The organism is Bradyrhizobium sp. MI1.11 (genome assembly GCF_055811255.1).
In genome coordinates, this window is sequence record NZ_JBVVPM010000016.1 from 39,048 (window position 1) to 56,522 (window position 17,475).

Annotated in this window: 11 protein-coding genes; 6 read left to right on the forward strand and 5 right to left on the reverse strand. The window is 60.8% G+C overall.

Features of this window, described 5'->3' with window-relative positions; translation table 11 throughout:
• The gene (locus tag AC0L30_RS17750; RefSeq protein WP_354167156.1) at window positions 1-2,193 is read left to right on the forward strand and encodes a xanthine dehydrogenase family protein molybdopterin-binding subunit; all 2,193 of its coding nucleotides are present in this window, start codon (window positions 1-3) and stop codon (window positions 2,191-2,193) included.
• Between the two features lie 250 nt (window positions 2,194-2,443).
• On the opposite strand, the gene AC0L30_RS17755 is transcribed toward AC0L30_RS17750, so the two are convergent.
• The 4 genes from AC0L30_RS17755 to AC0L30_RS17770 all read right to left on the reverse strand — a co-directional run bounded on the left by AC0L30_RS17755 (window position 2,444) and on the right by AC0L30_RS17770 (window position 8,810).
• Window positions 2,444-3,466 (reverse strand): hypothetical protein, encoded by a 1,023-nt coding sequence (locus AC0L30_RS17755; protein WP_354167159.1) that lies wholly within the window; start codon window positions 3,464-3,466, stop codon window positions 2,444-2,446.
• A 234-nt stretch (window positions 3,467-3,700) separates the two neighbouring features.
• On the reverse strand, window positions 3,701-4,102 hold the full coding sequence (locus AC0L30_RS17760) for an SPW repeat domain-containing protein (RefSeq protein ID WP_009859394.1): 402 nt from the start codon (window positions 4,100-4,102) through the stop codon (window positions 3,701-3,703).
• A gap of 296 nt (window positions 4,103-4,398) precedes the next feature.
• Window positions 4,399-7,572, reverse strand: coding sequence for an efflux RND transporter permease subunit (locus tag AC0L30_RS17765; protein WP_473404827.1), 3,174 nt, complete (start codon window positions 7,570-7,572; stop codon window positions 4,399-4,401).
• The gene (locus AC0L30_RS17770; RefSeq protein ID WP_009859396.1) at window positions 7,569-8,810 is read right to left on the reverse strand and encodes an efflux RND transporter periplasmic adaptor subunit; all 1,242 of its coding nucleotides are present in this window, start codon (window positions 8,808-8,810) and stop codon (window positions 7,569-7,571) included. The genes AC0L30_RS17765 and AC0L30_RS17770 overlap by 4 nt, the downstream gene beginning before the upstream one ends.
• Window positions 8,811-9,554: 744 nt before the next feature.
• Here AC0L30_RS17770 and AC0L30_RS17775 point away from each other — a divergent pair.
• The 5 genes from AC0L30_RS17775 to AC0L30_RS17795 all read left to right on the forward strand — a co-directional run bounded on the left by AC0L30_RS17775 (window position 9,555) and on the right by AC0L30_RS17795 (window position 13,743).
• Window positions 9,555-10,046 carry an OsmC family protein gene (locus AC0L30_RS17775; RefSeq protein WP_473404828.1) on the forward strand — a complete coding sequence of 164 codons (492 nt, stop codon included), beginning with the start codon at window positions 9,555-9,557 and terminating at the stop codon, window positions 10,044-10,046.
• A 245-nt stretch (window positions 10,047-10,291) separates the two neighbouring features.
• Window positions 10,292-11,212, forward strand: a complete 921-nt coding sequence (locus tag AC0L30_RS17780) for an NADP-dependent oxidoreductase (protein WP_473404829.1) — start codon at window positions 10,292-10,294, stop codon at window positions 11,210-11,212.
• A 188-nt stretch (window positions 11,213-11,400) separates the two neighbouring features.
• Window positions 11,401-12,018: a nitroreductase family protein gene (locus AC0L30_RS17785; RefSeq protein ID WP_009859398.1), complete on the forward strand. Its 618-nt coding sequence runs from the start codon at window positions 11,401-11,403 to the stop codon at window positions 12,016-12,018.
• 34 nt (window positions 12,019-12,052) lie between these two features.
• Entirely contained in the window at window positions 12,053-12,598 is a 546-nt protein-coding gene (locus AC0L30_RS17790) for a carboxymuconolactone decarboxylase family protein (protein WP_009859399.1), read from the forward strand.
• 773 nt (window positions 12,599-13,371) lie between these two features.
• Window positions 13,372-13,743 carry a hypothetical protein gene (locus AC0L30_RS17795; RefSeq protein ID WP_009859400.1) on the forward strand — a complete coding sequence of 124 codons (372 nt, stop codon included), beginning with the start codon at window positions 13,372-13,374 and terminating at the stop codon, window positions 13,741-13,743.
• Between the two features lie 623 nt (window positions 13,744-14,366).
• Here AC0L30_RS17795 and AC0L30_RS17800 read toward each other — a convergent pair.
• Window positions 14,367-15,731 (reverse strand): MFS transporter, encoded by a 1,365-nt coding sequence (locus tag AC0L30_RS17800; RefSeq protein ID WP_157158508.1) that lies wholly within the window; start codon window positions 15,729-15,731, stop codon window positions 14,367-14,369.
• Between the last annotated feature and the right edge of the window lie 1,744 nt (window positions 15,732-17,475).

Sequence of the window (17,475 nt, forward strand, 5' to 3'; positions counted from 1 at the left end):
ATGGATAACCACACCGAGGGTGAAAGCGCCATGTCCCGGCGCGCCTTTTTTCAGGGAACAGGTTTGCTGCTCGGTTTTGCTATGACCGGTGCACGCGCAGAGCCCGTGTTCGCAGCGCGTGCTTCGCAGGTAACGGAAAACGAGGTCACGGGCACTTTCGCGCCGAACGGATTTATACGGATTAATCCAACCGGCGTCGTCACCCTGATTATTCCGATGATCGAAATGGGACAGGGGGTTTACACGTCGCTCTCGATGCTTCTTGCTGAGGAACTGGAAGTGAAGCTTGACCAGATTCAGGTTCAGCATGCGCCGCCGAATGATGCTCTTTACGTCAACTCGATCATAGGCATTCAAAATACTGGTGGTTCCGCGTCTGTCCGTGCCTTCTGGACACCGCTTCGTCAGGCAGGGGCAGTGGGCCGTAGTCTGCTGATCGCGGCAGCGGCAAAGCGCTGGAATGTCGATCCGGCAACTTGCCGCGCTAGGGACGGCGTGGTGTTCGATGCATCAGGCTCGAAGGATCTGAGCTACGGCGAACTTGCGACCGCCGCGGCGAAATTGACTGTGCCGCCTGCAGCAAAAGTGAAATTGAAGGATCCGAATGAGTTCACCTTGATCGGCACGCGTGCCAAGCGTCTGGATTCAGCAATAAAAGTCGATGGGCGCGCGATCTACGGCATCGATGCGCGACTGCCGGGTATGAGGGTTGCGGCGGTTGCTATTGCGCCCGTGCTCGGCGGCAAGGCGAAAGCATTGGATGAGAAGGCCGCGCTGGCGGTAAAGGGCGTCCGGCAGGTGGTCAATATAGATGAAGCCGTTGCCGTGCTGGCGGACCACATGGGTGCGGCGAAGAAGGGGCTTGAGGCCGCCGCCGTCGCCTGGGACGACGGGCCGAACGGCAAGGTCAGCAGCGCCGATATCGTGAAGCAATTGGAGGAGGAATCCAAAAACCCGGGCGCGGTTGCTCGTAAGGTGGGTGATGTAGGGAAGGCAATTGCGGAGGCAGCGCAACGGGTTGACGCCATCTATCAGGTGCCTTTCCTGGCGCATGCGGCGATGGAGCCGATGAACTGTACCGTTCATCTGCAGAAGGATCGTTGCGATATTTGGGTCGGTACACAGGCGCCTACGATCACGCAGGCTCAGGTGGCCGAGCTCACCCGCCTGCCGATGGGTGCGATCAAAATTCACAATCATCTGATTGGGGGTGGGTTCGGCCGAAGGCTGGAGGCCGATGGGACGATCCTCGCCGTCAAGATCGCCAAGCACGTCGACGGGCCGGTTAAGGTGATCTGGAGCCGCGAGGAAGACATCCAGCACGATATGTATCGGCCCTATTATCTCGATCGGTTGTCGGCTGGACTTGATGCCGCCGGCAAGCCGGTTGCCTGGATGCATCGAATTGCCGGATCCTCAGTCATGGCTCGCTATTATCCTCCGTACTTCAAGGACGGACTGGATCCCGATGCCATAGAAGCGGCGGCCGAGCCACCCTATGCGCTGCCAAATGTCCACGTCGACTTTGTCCGGGTCGAGCCACCAGGTGTCCGGACGTCTTGGTGGCGCGGAGTCGGACCAACTCACAACGTTTTTGTGGTCGAAAGCTTCATAGATGAACTTGCGCATGCCGCGAAGCAGGATCCTGTCGCTTATCGCAAGGGATTGCTTGGCCACAATCCGCGAGCACTTGCGGTTCTGTCGCTTGCCGCGGAAAAAGCGGAATGGGGAGCACCCCTCCCCGCGCGGCATGGCCGCGGGATTTCGGTGCAATTCGCATACGGAAGTTATACATCGCAGGTCGCCGAAGTCGAAGTGGCCGCGAATGGCTCTGTCAAAGTCAAGCGGATCGTCTGCGCGATTGACTGCGGCATGTACGTCAATCCAGACACGATCGAAGCACAGATTCAAGGTGGAACGCTTTTCGGTCTGACCGCCGCTCTCCATGGGTCAATCACGTTCAAAGATGGTCGGGTCGAGCAGAGCAACTTCGACAGTTATTTGCCGATGCGTATCGACGAGGTGCCGGTCGTGGACACGCACCTGGTTAAAAACGCGGAAGCTCCAGGTGGTGTCGGTGAAGCTGCGACAGCCATTGTCAGTGCTGCGGTGACCAATGCGATCTTCGCCGCGACCGGCAAGCGTCTGCGCAGCCTGCCGGTTGATACAAATTCGCTGAAATCGTCGTCTTAGTCCTTGCCCCATCATTCCGCGCGCGTCGCAGCGTGGACGGGTGACGGTGCGGTCTAAGGCTCTTGCGCGTAACGACCATGAGAGTGGCCGCCTTCTCCGCTCGGAGAAAATCACCTCTCAGAAGGAGCCCGTCGGGCTGCAAATTCGATCCGATTCAAGCTGTCGCGTCGGCTTCCTAGTAGGCCAGCAACGGAAGTACAGGACGGTCCATTCAGGGTAATATTTCGGCTCCTTAGCCTGCCGCTGTTGCCTAGCTGATTCGAATGCCGCACATACCCGCGATGGTCGCTGCCGAGATCAAGGCGCTTATTGCGATGCCCGCGCCCCAAAGACGATTTGCAGCGAACCGATCGACGCCATGCGCGATCAGTACCATCCGTAATCCCGACGCAAGGTGACTTAGGACAAAAAACACGCCCAGCGCGTAGTGAGGCAAAAGGCGGATGTTCCATGCGTCGTGAATCAGCCCGCTCGGGGCGCCGATCGCGAAATTCCAATCTGTGGGTATGCCGAGAAACCCTCTTGCGTAGATGAATACCGAGTTCATGTGCCCAAGGATATACACCGAGAGGTAGGCCCCCGAGGCGACCTGAAATGTCCGATGGAAGCCCTGCGGGGCGGCACTCCAATGCCATGCCAGAAACAGCCCGGTGCCAATCTGGAAAAGCATCGCCACGACCAACAGCGGTTCACCCACGCCAGAGCGGTAGACAAGGCGGCCGATCTTCATGACGGCCGCATGTGCGTCGGGGCCGATCAAGCCAAACAGATGATTGGCTAGATGGAAAGCCACGTATAGGCACAAGACCCCCGCCGTTATTCCGTGGACAATGCGCCAGCGCCCCACGGTTGGCCCCGTTGCCGCGGCGCGATTGCCGGCGGTCTGTGGCCAAATGGCGATCGTAAGCCAAAGCGCGCACCACACGAGTTCGTCAGGGAATGGGCTATGAATCAGGACCTGAACGACGCCAAGAAAGACGAAGAGCGTTGGGGTCGCCACGCCGGCATAGGCGAGCCGCCGCGTCACGGGATCGGCGTCAGGCCGGCAAGCGAGCGCGAACGCGAGGAACGGCACGACGAACGCCATGGCCAGAATCAAGGTCGCGCCGGCAATTGCGAATGGCGAGGGCGTTGCGGCCTGCGTGACGACGACGGCATGAAAGGCCCGGAGTAGAAAAGGGTAGCAAACGGCCGCCGCTGCGGGAGTCAGCGCCAAATGGTCAAGGCGTGGCCCGAACGCGGCGCTTCGGTCCGGCGGCTGAGCAAACGCCATCTTGAGTCTCCTGAATATCAAGCGCGCGATGCGGCCGAACCGCCCGAAGGCTTGCAAAGTGCAAGCCCCCACCATCGGCGTTATGAAGAATGACCCCAGCCCAGGTTCCAAGCGTATCGCTCTCGGGAGAATCGCTAGGGCGGCTGTGAATACCACGCTCCGCGCGGGTTCGTGACGGACTGCCGCAGACCAACACCGGCAACATTTCGACCGTCAACCACGGAGCCGCCGCCTTCACGCCGCTGTGCGCCTGCCCAATCTCGAACGGACCGTGACCGGATCCTCAGGTGCGTTCAAGACCGACGTCGTGAACAGGACAGCGGCAGCGAGGATCCAATAATACCAGGCGTCGATCCCATCGAATTTGCAGGCAAAGGGTGCGATGACAAACACCACCCCGACTGCGCGATCCACCCAAAGGTGCAGCCAGTAGGGAATGATGCGGACGAACCCGGTGGGATGGTCGGTCAGGCCGGCCAAGAGCAGCGCGGCCACACCGACGACAGCCGAAAGCCACATTGCGAGCGGTCCGCTCTGGCCGAGGTTCAGCACGAACGGCATTGCAATTAACACGATCGCGACGGGATAATCGATGAGGTAGGCGTGGATAGACTTGGTGATGAAGCGGAATGACATCGGTGTCTCCTACGTGTTTCGTTGCTACAGTGGGTCCTTGCGACGCGGAGAGTGCATCGACCCAAGCGGACCACTCGGCGGTCCTCTGCTGGCGAGCGCTCGCTAAAACAGTCACGGGACAGCTCAGCTGAGGAACGGTAAGCCAGCACGCCAACCATTAGGAATGCCGGGTCGTTATCGTTTCCATTCCACTCGCCTGGTGCAATAGAAGCGGGTTAGTCGGCAGAAGTGAACGCATCCGCTCCTCGCATGCGCTGAAAAGTTGCAGCTTCGTCGCGGATTGGCGCCACTGCCTGTCACCCTGCCCCAGCCGCGGGTATCTGAGTCGGCTTGCCTTCGTTCTTTCCTTCCGCGAGGTTGCGGACCACCACATAGAAGATGGGTGTGAAGATCAGGCCGAACAGCGTAACACCTAGCATGCCGAAAAAGACCGCAACCCCGACCGCCTGGCGCATCTCCGAGCCGGAACCGGTTGACACCACGAGCGGCAGCACGCCTAGGATGAAGGCGAACGAGGTCATCAGGATCGGCCGCAGGCGGAGCCGGCAGGCCTCGATCACCGCCTCCAGCCGCGGCTTGCCCTCGAGCTCGATATCACGCGCGAACTCGACGATCAGGATCGCGTTCTTGGCGGCCAGGCCCACCAGCACCACAAAGCCGATCTGTGTCAGGATGTTGACGTCCTGGCCCAGGATACGCACACCGATCGTCGCGGCAAACAGGCACATCGGCACGATCAGGATCACCGCAAACGGCAACGTCCAGCTGCCATATTGCGCGGCGAGCACGAGATAGACGAACAGCACGCAGATCGGGAACACATAGAGACCGGCATTGCCGCCCGTCACTTGTTGATAGGATAGATCGGTCCATTCGAGGGAAAAACCGCTCGGCAACGTTTCGTCGGCGACCTTCTGGATGGTGTCGAGCGCGGTCGTCGAGCTCACACCTGGCGCGGGCTCACCTTGTACCTCGGACGCTGAGTATAGATTGTACCGCGCGACACGGTCGGGCCCGGAAATGTCCTTGAAGTCCACGATGCTACCGAGCATCACCATGTCGCCGACAGCGTTGCGGGTGCGCAGCCGCCCAAGATCGCTGGTCTCCTTCCGGAACGGCAGGTCGGCCTGCGCCGTGACGTGGTAGGTCCGCCCGAACAGGTTAAAGTCGTTGACATAGGTCGAGCCAAAGTACGTTTCAATCGTGTCGGTGATGCTGGCGATGGGCACGCCGAGCTTCTGCGCCTTTACGCGATCGACATCGACGAACAGCTGCGGTGTGTTCGCCGAATAAGGCGAGAACACGGAGATCAGCTTTGGCGACTTCTGCGCGGCTCTGACGAGTTCGTTGGTCGCAGCCGCGAGCAGTTCGGGACCGCGCCCTTGTCGATCCTGGATGCGGATAGCGAAGCCGCCGCCGGTGCCAATGCCCGGCACCGCGGGCGGTGGAATGACGATGATGAAAGCGCCCTGGAGCGTCGACAGCCGCTTGCGCAGATCGGCCGTGATTGCAATCGCCGTCAACCCCTTCTTCTGCCGTGCCTCCGGCTCGTCGAACACCGGGAACAACGCCGCGGCGTTGCCGGCCTGCGTGCGAGTTGCGCCGGAAAAGCCGCTGAACGCCGCGACCCGGACGACACCCGGCGTATCCAGTGCAATCCGCTCGATCTCGCGCACGATCGCAGCGGTTCGCGCAAGCGACGCGGCGCCCGGCAACTGCACCGAGATGATGAGGTAACCGCGATCCTGCGCAGGGATAAAGCCCTGCGAGGTGGTCGCGAGCAGCCAGCCGGCGCTGCCGATCAACGCGACATAGAGCAACAGCATCGGCGCGGAATGCCGGATCCCCAGGAATGCCACAGCCGCATAGCCATTCGACAGCCAATCGAACACACGGTTGAAGACACCAGTGAAGGCCGACCAGCCGCGCGCGATTAGGTTCCAACGCGCAGCCGACCGCTTCTCCTCATGCGGGACCAGGATCTGCGAGGCTAGCGCGGGTGAGAGCGTCAGGGAGCAGAAGCAGGAGATCGCGGTTGCGACCGCGATGGTGACAGCGAACTGCTGGAAGAACTGCCCGGAGATGCCACCGAGGAAAGCTGTCGGCACGAACACCGCGCAGAGCACCAGTGCGATCGAAACCAGTGCGCCGCCGACCTCCCCCATGGTCTTAAGCGCCGCCTCGCGCCGGCTCATACGATTCCGGAGATGTCGCTCGACATTCTCGACCACCACGATCGCGTCATCGACCACGATGCCAACGGCGAGTACAAGCCCGAACAGCGTCAGATTGTTGATTGAGAATCCGAGCGCGGCCATTACCGCGAAGGTACCTACCAGAGACACCGGGATCGCGATAATCGGGATGATCGCAGGTCGCCAGCCCTGCAGGAATACCAGCACCACGATGACGACGAGCGCCATCGCCTCGTAGACCGTCTTGATCAGCTCGTGTACCGACTGGGCGATGAATTCGGTGGGGTTGTAGCCAATATTGTAGTCGAGCCCCTTCGGGAACCTCTCCTTCAGCTTTACCATAGTCGTAGAGATTGCCTTCGCCGTGGCAAGCGCGTTCGATCCGGGCCGTTGGGTCACTACCATTGCAACCGCCGGCTTGCGCAGGATGCGGCTGCTGGTGGCATAGGAGAGCGCACCGAGTTCGACGCGGGCAATGTCGCGCAGCCGCACCGTGCGGCCGTCCGAGCCGGCCTTCACCACGATGTCCTCGAACTGCCTGATGTCCTTGAGGCGGCCGGTGAAGACGAGATTTGGCTGGAACGCGCGATCGGCGATCGGCGGCTCCGCGATCTGGCCGCCAGCGATCTGCAGGTTCTGCGCCCGAATCGCCGCCATTACTTCGGTCGAGGTCAGGCCGAGATTGGCGATCCTCTCCGAGTCGAGCCACAGCCGCATCGAGTAGTCGCGCGCACCGAACATCTGAATGTCACCGACGCCGTCGAGCCGCAACAGCTGGTCGCGGACCTGCAGCAGCGTGTAATTTGAGATGTAGAGCTGGTCGAAACTCTCGTCGGGGGACAGCATGAACACGACCATCAGGATGTCGGGCGAGTTCTTGCGGGTGACGACGCCGTTGCGCTGGACTTCCTCCGGCAAACGGGGCTGCGCGATTGCGACCCGGTTCTGCACCAGCACCTGGGCCTTGTCGAGATCGGTGCCGAGCTTGAAGGTGACGGTAATCGTGAGCTGACCATTAGAGGTCGCCTGGCTGTAGAGATAGAGCATGTCCTCGACCCCGTTGATCTCCTGCTCGATTGGAGCAGCAACGGTGTCGGAAACGGTCTGCGCCGAGGCGCCAGGATATTGCGTGGTCACAGTGACGGTCGGTGGCACTGCTTGCGGATATTCCGACACCGGCAGCGTCTGATAGGCGATCGTGCCGACGATCAGAAGCACGATCGACAGCACCATCGCGAGGATAGGCTGGTTGATGGAAAGTCTTCCGAGATTCATGGTGTGGCACCTGGCGGAGTCTTGTCGCCCCCCAGCGTTTGCGACATGATTGGCGTCACCTTGGCGCCGACGCGGGCGCGCTGAATGCCGTTGATGATGACGTGGTCCTCCGGGTTCAGGCCCTCGCGAATCACCCGCAGGCCGTCATCTAGAGGCCCGAGCACCACCGGCCTTGCCTCCACCCTATTGTCGTCCTTGACCACGAACACGATCTTTCGCGACTGGTCGGTTGCGACCGCGACGTCCGGAATCAGCAGCGCCTCATAGGGCGCGCTGCCGATCAGGCGAACGCGGCCGAACTGGCCGGGTAGGATCGAGAGATCTTTGTTGGGGATGATGGCGCGGCTGCGCAGCGTCGCGGTGGAGACGTCGAGCCGGTTGTCCAGGAAGTCCATCTTGCCCTCATGTGAGGGTTTCGTTTCGCCGGTCAACGACACCTGCACCGGGTTCGCGGTGTCGCGCGAACTCGGCCGCCTGCCTTGAAACCACAGTTTGCTGTTGCGTTGATAGGTCGGCTCGTCGACATCGAAATAAATGTAGATCGGATCGAGCGACACGATCGAGGTCAGCAGGGTCGCGCCGCTTTCGCTCCCCTGCACCAGATTGCCCGGGGTCACTAGATGACGGCTGACGCGGCCGGTGATCGGCGCCAGCACATGGGTGAATTCGACGTTGAGCTGGGCGGCCTTCAATGTACCCTCGGCCTGCGTCTCAGCCGCATGAGCCGCCTGCAACGCCTGACGGCGCTGGTCGACGACCTGCTGCGAGACCGCGCTAGTTTGAACCAGGGTCAGGCCACGGTCGAGTTCACGCTTCGCAAGCTCTTCCTTGGCCCGCGCGTCGTCGAGTTGACCCTGGGCTTGCAACGCGACCGCCTCAAACGGGCGTGGATCGATGATGTAAAGCAGATCGCCTGCATGAACGATCGCACCATCCGTGAACGCGACCCTGTCAATGAAGCCGCCGACGCGAGCGCGGACCTGAACCTCCTCGATCGCCTCGAACCGGCCGGTGAACTCATCCCAGTCGGTGACTGTTCGTTTCACCGGTTGCGCGACTGTCACCGACGGTGGCGGAGGCGCGGCCGCCTGCGATTGCGCCTTGTCTTGGCAGCCAACGAGCGCCAACGCAAGCAGCAGAACGATCGGCGCGCCGCTGCACCGAAGGCGACGAAACGAACTACACACGGGAGGTTCCGCCGCCGCTAAGGACGGAGGTCGCAGTGTCAGCGTGCCCATGGAGCGAGGATTTCGAATACATCGTTGCTTAGCATGTCGACCCACTCTCAAAGATTCCCATGTTGGTCCGGGTGCCGAACCTCGAAACCGTAAATATCCCTCGACGATACTTTGGAGAGTGACCTTGCAACGTCGGCGACTGAAATCACCTCTTGCTATGGAGTTGATAAACGGCCGTTATTGCCGCTCGACCCGCGAGCACGACGCCTAGCGAGGGACCTCAGAAGCCGCACCGCACTCGAGGGCGCCGCGTTACTCTGCTTCCAGGCCGCGTGCAGTCATCGGGTATCGATGCCGCCGCGAAGTCGCGTCAAGGGCTCCGAGCAAAGCTCGTACGACGGGCTTCGTTGCGTCCTCCTGAGACTTAACTGGCGCAACCATCACTGAAGAAGGTCACGCATCGTTTGAGGACCGAGTGTGGAAAGCGGTGTGCTCGTCCACGTTCTGGGACTTCGGCTGACTGGAACTTAATGCATTCTTCGTGACCGGACGGACCCTAGGCCCGCCACGCGCATTGATGCAGTTGTTCACCCGGACGTCGATACGCTCGACGGAGCATTCCTGGCGATTATGGAAATGATAACTTTACCTGAAGGACCTTCGGACTTACCTGCTGAACGCGCTCGCTTGCGTGGACGCAAGGCTGGGATCTCCCACCACAGCTAACATCTATTTCCTGCGGTCACTGGCGGACAAGCTCGTCGAAGTCGATGGATCAATCATTCGAAGGATCGGGACCTAATCGTGACCAAGATTCGCGAAGTTGTTGTCGCAACCGACCCCACCAATCATAGCGCGCTGATTTGCCATGTCGGCGAATCTCGGTTTGCTGTCGGCGGCCCAGATGGCATCGGCCACAATTCTTGTGGACCCAATCCTTACGACCTTCTCAGCGCGTCTCTTGCCGCATGCAGTGCTATGAGCGTTCGTTTCCAGGCTCAGCGCCAGAAACTACCGCTGGAGCGCGTGAAGGTGGGTGTCAGCTTCCATCACGGCTTCCGAGGCAAAAAGGATTCGTTCGAGCGCACCGTGGTGCTTGAAGGAGACCTCGACGCGCAGCAGCGCACATTCTTGCTGGAAGCCGCAAACCTCTGTCCCGTAGGCCAAATTCTCGGTTCTGGTGCGGATATTACCACACGTCTGGACGTTACAACCTCCGGCCACCTAGAAAGCCCTCAGGCCAGCTACGAGGATGACGTGGCTCTGCTCCCGATTCCGAATATTACTCCGGATTGACCGTCTCTCGTGCCGTCGATCACAGCACCGGGGCATCGCAGTCTGTCATACCCGCAGGGTCTTCAATTCGCGGCGCGCGATGCCCCGCGGGGCATTCGCTCCGCCGACGCGCTCTGGGCTTTCGCGTCCATGGCATCGATTGCATAGCCACCCGTCATTAGACCATCGATTTTTCACGACCGTACTTTTGCTCGTCAGCAAGAGAACTTGAAAATGACGACACACCACACACAGGGAGGCCGATGATGAAGGCAATTGTCGTAACGGACCAGGCGGCGGGAACTGCGGGTATGAGGCTCGTGGATCGGCCCCAGCCGCGAGCGGCGATCAACGACGTCATCGTTCAAGTTCATGCGTCGGGATTCGTCCCGACTGAGCTGGAGTGGCCCTCTACATGGACCGACCGCCTCGATCGTGACCGAACACCGTCGATTCCCGGACACGAGCTGGCCGGAGTGGTCGCCGCCCTCGGCTATGGCACAACGGGGTTGTCGGTTGGACAGCGGGTGTTCGGCCTCGCCGACTGGTATCGCGATGGCACCCTGGCGGAGTATGTAGCAATGGAGGCGCGCAACCTCGCCCCGCTCCCGGGTGACGTCGACTTCATAGTAGGCGCGAGTCTGCCAATCTCGGGCCTCACGGCGTGGCAGGGGCTCTTTGTGCACGGCCGCCTTCAGGCAGGGCAGAGCGTTCTCGTGCACGGCGCGGCCGGCGCAGTCGGATCAATCGTGACACAGCTCGCACGAGAGGTCGGCGCTTACGTCATCGGCACCGGGCGTGGCGCTCATCGTCAGAAGGCGCTCGACTTCGGCGCGAATGAGTTCGTTAGCCTCGACAACGACGTCCTGGAAGACGTCGGCGGAGTCGATCTGGTGTTCGACGTAATCGGTGGCGACATCGGGAAGCGTTCCGCCCGCCTGATCCGAGCCGGAGGAACGCTGGTGTCCATCGTCGGGCCGAGCGAGGCGTCGCGCGCTGCCGACGCCTTGGCGGTCGACTTCGTCGTCGAATCCGATCGTGCCCAACTGACTGAAATCGTCCAGCGGGTGCGGGACGGGCGACTGCGGACGAACATCGGCACCGTCTCGATCCTCGATGACGCCGTCGCCGCTTTCAATCCGACCGAGCGCATCGACGGGAAGACGATCATCCGCACTCGCCCCTGAACGACGTGCGCCTTCGATGCACGTGGCCGGGCGCGTCCTATCGGAAGAGCCGGAGCAACGTGGGAAACTACCGAGCGGGCTCCGTAGCATTTCCAGTAAAAGGAGCAAAAGCCCTCATTATCTCAGCCTATTCCCGCACGCAGAACAACAACTTGAGCAACGGAATCACTATGACCAGCAGAAGAACTATGACCAATGAGGTCATCGAATGCATCCTGAGCCGCCGGGCCACGAAGTACTACGACCCTGCCGCCACGTTGAGCGACGACCAAATCCGCGAGTTGGTTCGAATCGGGACCACCGCGCCGACATCCTTCCACTTGCAGAACTGGCGCTTCATCGCGGTGCGCACGCCGGAAGCCAAGGCTCGCCTCAGTCCGATCGCTTGGAGCCAGCCCGCGATCACCGAGGCGGCTGTTACTTTCATCATCTGCGGCCAGTTGGCCGACTCTAGCGTAGTACCCGACCGTCTGGCACCGCTGGTAAAAGAGGGCATCATGCCGGCAAAGATGGTGCCGGAATGGGAGATCCCCGCACGGGACCTGTACATGGAATACCCGCAGCGCCAGCGCGACGAGGCCGTACGCACCGGCACCTTCGGCGCGGCGGCGATGATTTATGCGGCCCGCTCGCTAGGCCTGGGTTCGACCCCGATGATCGGTTTCGATGCGGAAGCAGTGCACCGCGAGTTCGCGCTTACGAAGGATGAAGTACCGGTCATGCTGTTGTCCGTAGGGGCCGAGCGTCCGGGAAACTGGCCACAGAAGCCGCGGCGGCCTTTGGCTGAAGTGTTGAATCTGGTCTGATTATTAGTGAAGCCACCGAAATACAGAGAACATGATGCCCAGGATTGCAGCTCTAAAGCCGGAACAAGTGCCACCCGAATCGAAACCGACCCTCGACATGTTCACCAAGAACATCGGGTTCACGCCGAACATGATGGCGACTTTCGCGGCAAGCCCGATCGCGTTCAACGCATGGGCCGCCCTGCTCGGCTCCTTGAGCAAGTCGCTCGACGTGAAGACGCGTGACAGCATCGGTCTCGCTGTGTCCGAAGTGAATGGCTGCGACTATTGCCTGACGGTTCATAGTTTTACGGCCGATCATATGGCCAAGCTGCCGGCCAATGAAATAATTCTCGCTCGGATGGGTCACGCCAGCGACCCGAAGCGGGACGCCGGGATCCAGTTCGCGCGCAAAGTCGCCGAGACCCGCGGCAAGATCAGCGACGCCGATCTGAAGACCGTCCGCAATGCCGGCTACACGGATGCGAATGTCATTGAGATCGTCGCGCTCGTGGCCATGTACTCCCTGACGAACTTTTTCAACAATGTGTTCGATCCCGAGAAGGACTTTCCCGCCGTTGCGCCGGCTGGCTCGGTCTAAACTCCATCCGGTCGTATCGAACACCTCCGAGAGTGCTCGGAGCGTTCATGTGATGCGAACGCAACACCACTGCCCGGATGCGCCCAGGAAAAATGGTGGGAGCGCCTCCGGGCGTTTTGGTACGTGCCGACGAGGAGTTTACGAAAAGCCAGAACGGCGATTGTCACTATGAGGGACAGCTTGGCAAGTGCGAAGGAACACAGGATCGGCGCGATACCGAGAAGAGGCCGGGCTCGCTCATAGGATCGGAATTGTTATCAGCTCGAAGCCTTAGCGAAACGGCAAACTGGCACTCGCGACATGAAGCGAAGGAACGATAGCAGAATCGGAGAAGACCGTTGATGTGAAACAGTACGTCTCGTCCGCCTCCCTCAATAGGCAATATCTTAGGCCGAGCAAGATGGGCGTAACCCTCAACAGCGGCACAAAAGCGGAAAACGCGGGAGGTGGCCGAAGGGCCGAGTGCGACGTAACGTCCGGGTCTGCTCGGATCGAGTGGTGGGTCGGGGACCTAGCTCCGTGCTACCGCTAGACCTGGGTATGAAAGAACAGCTTCATTGTTAACCGCGTCACCGCAATATGCAGAGTTAAAAATGGGACTCGATCGCGGCAATGGAAGTATTTGCAGACGCAGTCGTTGAGAGTCCTCGTTCGGGCATCATGCGGCGCGGCGGCAATAATGATCGTCTATCGACTCTATGGCCAGAGGTGATTTCCCTCGCCGGCCTTGCAACGTCATTCTTGCCGGGGGGTAGAACGAACAGGAGCTACTCATGAAGATTCAAGTCCGCAGCCTCGCGATTGCCCTCGCGATTGCTGTACCTCTTGCAGTGACCGCCACCGCCCAGTCGTCTGCTGCGCCGATTAATGGTACGTCGATTAGAGCGGCGGGACCGGCCCTGACGATGGACGTGCGCTATCAGGCGCGGCGGGGTCATCCTGATCCTTCGTACTCGGGCTATCCGACCGATGATGCGAACTGGGGTTATCCCGCCTATAGTTCGTATTGGGGCGATCCAATCTATAATTCATATTATCGAGCCTACGGCTACGGATATTACAGGTCAGGTTGTGCGCCCGGACCGCGCGTCGGCGCCTTTGCGACAGCCCCCTGGGCCGACTTGCCGACTTGTCCGCCGTATTGACAAAGTCCTCTGCGCTCCCGAGGGTTTGCGCTTGCATGTAAGGAAGTCGGCGCCGACCTCCGGACGATCCACGATCAGATCACCGCCGTCGATGACACCCCAAGGATTGGCGATGATATTGGAGCTATCCTACCATTACTGTCCGAGCTTCTCTTAGGGTCCGGCTGGCCACGCTCGTCGTGACCCCAAAGCTTGGCGGCGTGCGGCTCCTCACGCCGCCGCTGGCCAACATGTATTTGAAAGAGTTTAGCGTCCCTCGGTCATCCAGATGACTAACTAGGAAGGCAACTGCCACCCCTCTATGATCGTTCAGCATTCCCCCTGAGGATGCGATGGCGTGAGTGCATCTGCCCGTCAACGCACCGATCTTCTTGAAATCCAGCAGACCTTCCGGCCGAGGCCTGCGGCTAACGAATCCGGTAATCAAGTCCGAGGATGGCGTTCACGGCGCCAGCGTCAAAGGCTCGCGGCGTCGCGAACATCGCGATAGTCCGGCTTCCGGGCAACTCGTGTTCCAGCGCCTGGTGCGTCTGAGCCTGGATCGAGACACTCCGCTCCGAATGGCTCGGCGAACTTGAGGGCATCTGGCAAGCCAATATCGAATCTAGTTGAATTCCATGGGTCTAGACGCCTCCCGAGCCGGCCGCTTTCGTGTCGGCCGGCATGGCGATTATTGCGGCTGTAAAAGCTCCGCAGATTGAGGTCCCAGCGGCTACGGCGAGACCGATCTCGTAGCCGGAGTCGAAAGACGCGGCACCGGCGGCTAATGCCGCACCTGCAAGCTGCGCAACCCGGCTCGCTGCATTGTTGATGCCGGAGGCGAGCCCTTCATCCGTCTGGTCAACGCTCGACATGACGGACGCGGTGAGCGGTGCCACGAGCACCGCGAAGGACAGGCCAAGCAGCGTCATGGGTACGATCACGCCGAGCATCAAAGATTCTTTCTGACCGAGCGCCAACCAGACATAGGCGAGCGCGGCACCTGCCGGTCCCGCGATAAGCATGGTCCGCGTGCCAATCTTGTCGGCCAACCCGCCGAAGACATTCGACAACAGCCCCACGCCGAGCGTGAAAGGCAGGAACGCCAGCCCGGCATCGGTCGACGACAGGGCGCGGCGGTCGACGAGGTCAAAAGGTAGAAGGAAGAACACGATCGAAATCCCCATATAGATCATCAGCGTCGCAACGTTCAGCCCGAGAAAGGTGCGGTTCTCCACCAGGCGGGGTGGCGTCATCGGATGCTCGCTTCTGCGCTCCCACAACGCGTAGACGGCGAACCCGAGAACGCCGAACCCGGCGACTATCGTGAGCACCGTCACGGATTGGGCTGGTGCGTTTGCAGCGGCCCGAGCTTGACTTGGTCCGATCTGGCTCAGCGCCCAGGTGAGTGTCCCGAGCGCTAAAGCAAGGATCGCTGCGCCAATCCCGTCGAACCGGCGCTGGATAAGGTCATCTCTGCCCGCGAAGACTAGCAGAACTCCCACTGCTACGAACGCGAGCGGCGGGTTGATCCAGAACACGGATGGCCAGCCAAAGGTCTCGGTCAGCCAGCCGCCCAGGACAGGACCTCCGGCGGTGGTGAGAGCGGATGCCGCTGCCCATGCGCCGATCGCCCGGTTCCGCTCTGCGCGCGGATAGGTTGCTCCGATCAGGGCGAGACTTGCAGGTGTGACGATCGCTGCGGCCGCTCCCTGCGCCACCCGGGCAGTGATCAGCCATGCGGGCGAAGGCGCCAACGCGCAAGCCGCGGACGCCAGAGCGAACAGGACGCAACCGAGGGTGAGCATGCGCGCCTTGCCATAAACATCCGCGAGCGCCCCGCCGATCAATGTCAGGGAGGCGAGCGCCAGCATATACCCGTTGAGAACCCATTGGACGGAGACGAGGTCAGCACCGAAATCGGCGCGCAATATCGGCAGCACGACGGGCAGCGCTGTCCCATCGATGAACGCCATCGACGACGCGAGCACACAGGCCGTGAGCACCATGCGTCGGCATGGAGCCGGCGCTTTCCGCCCGAACTCTCGAGGGCAGGGGTCTGGATCGATAACGCCGCAGCTGCGGCACTCTACATGTTTTTGCGCCATTCATTCACCTTCGCCATAGTTTGCCGCTGCTCCTCACTAGTTTTGCCGAAGGCTTGAGGTCGCGGGCCAGACCCAGACGGCCGAATAGACGGAGTCACGATCCGGCTCTTGGGATTGAGAACAAAGCTGGTTGCCTGGAGATAGAGGGATCGTCATTGGCGATGCTCCGGTGACTACGGAGACCACCGGCGCATCGGAGCCGTAGGCGATCATGAAGCTGAGCTTTTCAACAAGCGCCTCCGTGTTTTCCCGACCGTCCAACGATACTGCTTCGATTTGCCCCGGCCGCATTGTCCACCGTCGCAAAAAACTGCAGGCGGTTACACAGGATGGCGCCGACCCGCTCGCCTGATCGCTAAGCAAATGGATTTAGCCGCCACAGCGCATGCAAAAGCAAGAGAGACGTCGCTAGTCTGCAGCCTCAGTATCGCACTCCTCATTCCGGTATCTGGCGATCAAAGCGCCGGACGATCCTCCACTGCCTTTGCCGCAAATGCGGTCTCACACGATGGCGGTCGCCCAGCGGTGAGGGAAATCATCTCGCGGCATAGAGTTGATAGACCATGGTTATTGCGGTTCTGCGGGCAGCGTGCTGCAGCAACGGACTGCGCAACTCGCCTCGACCTAGAATGGATTGAGGAACGGCACCGTGCCATTCCCAGTTTCCATGCTATACGCATGTGCAATTGGCAATGTTCGTCCAGCGTTGGGATTGCAGCGCGGGCCGGAAGCGATAGCGGTTTAGGAAGAGTCTGCTTGAGGTTGCATTGATGCCGAGAGAGTGATTTGTCAAGGGATGCGGCGGCCCGGCTTCAAGCTGTTGGCCAATGAATTCGCGCCCGCGAAGCGCTCGACTTAAACCTGAAGGATTACGTCGTGAGCAGCGCGTCCCTGATGCCGGCCGACCACCGCCTGCCGCTCTAAAAGCCTAGGCCGTCGGGCACAGCACAAACGTGCTCTCCGCATGCAGCGTGGGCAACTGCCTTATGTTCGTCAGGAGCGCCGTCATCATGGTCCCCTCGCGGCGATTGGCGGACATGGCCCTGTCGCCGTTCCAAGTGCACTGGTTGATGAACGCCGAACTGCGCGGGCCGTCCTCGCGGGGCCGATCTCCACGCCTCGGCGCCACCGTGGTTGGCTCCGCGCCGGCTCATCGTCGGCCGGTCACTGCAAGGTTTGGGCGAAGGCTTGATCCTGCCTGACGGCCTTTCGGTGCACGAGCAGCGATTGCCCACTGACAAGAGAGTCCGTGCGGTAGGCATCTGGTCCGGCGCCACGGCTGTCGCTAGCGGCGTTGCGCCCGCGGTGGCCGGTGTGGCATGCGGCTGACCCGCTGGTTGCCTCGAGCAAGTTGCAGTTCACGCGATGTTTTCAGATCGACGATGGCGGCGCCCGGAGTAACTGACCGGTGACAAAAAGAGTGCGACTTTGGATCAACTGTGAACACGCGTTCAGAACGAGATTTGCTCAAAATCGATGGGATGGAAGGCCCCTGCCCCGCCGGTGCTACGTTCGCACGACTTAGCGTGGCAACCCGGGAGCGTTCGAGCGGAAGAGATTTCTACTCGAGCGCTGGTCTAACCGACCGCGCGGGGCGCCCTGGCGTCTGAAAGCTTTAGAGCGGGCGGCTGGAGATAATGAAAAC

What these genes read in the sequence shown, in the direction of transcription:
- AC0L30_RS17790 (WP_009859399.1), top strand. Translation starts at nt 12,053, where the DNA reads ATGCCCAGGATTGCAGCTCTAAAGCCGGAACAAGTGCCACCCGAATCG.
- AC0L30_RS17760 (WP_009859394.1), bottom strand. Translation starts at nt 4,102, where the DNA reads ATGTCATTCCGCTTCATCACCAAGTCTATCCACGCCTACCTCATCGAT.
- AC0L30_RS17755 (WP_354167159.1), bottom strand. Translation starts at nt 3,466, where the DNA reads ATGGCGTTTGCTCAGCCGCCGGACCGAAGCGCCGCGTTCGGGCCACGC.
- AC0L30_RS17780 (WP_473404829.1), top strand. Translation starts at nt 10,292, where the DNA reads ATGAAGGCAATTGTCGTAACGGACCAGGCGGCGGGAACTGCGGGTATG.
- AC0L30_RS17800 (WP_157158508.1), bottom strand. Translation starts at nt 15,731, where the DNA reads ATGGTGCTCACGGCCTGTGTGCTCGCGTCGTCGATGGCGTTCATCGAT.
- AC0L30_RS17785 (WP_009859398.1), top strand. Translation starts at nt 11,401, where the DNA reads ATGACCAATGAGGTCATCGAATGCATCCTGAGCCGCCGGGCCACGAAG.
- AC0L30_RS17750 (WP_354167156.1), top strand. Translation starts at nt 1, where the DNA reads ATGGATAACCACACCGAGGGTGAAAGCGCCATGTCCCGGCGCGCCTTT.
- AC0L30_RS17765 (WP_473404827.1), bottom strand. Translation starts at nt 7,572, where the DNA reads ATGAATCTCGGAAGACTTTCCATCAACCAGCCTATCCTCGCGATGGTG.
- AC0L30_RS17795 (WP_009859400.1), top strand. Translation starts at nt 13,372, where the DNA reads ATGAAGATTCAAGTCCGCAGCCTCGCGATTGCCCTCGCGATTGCTGTA.
- AC0L30_RS17770 (WP_009859396.1), bottom strand. Translation starts at nt 8,810, where the DNA reads ATGGGCACGCTGACACTGCGACCTCCGTCCTTAGCGGCGGCGGAACCT.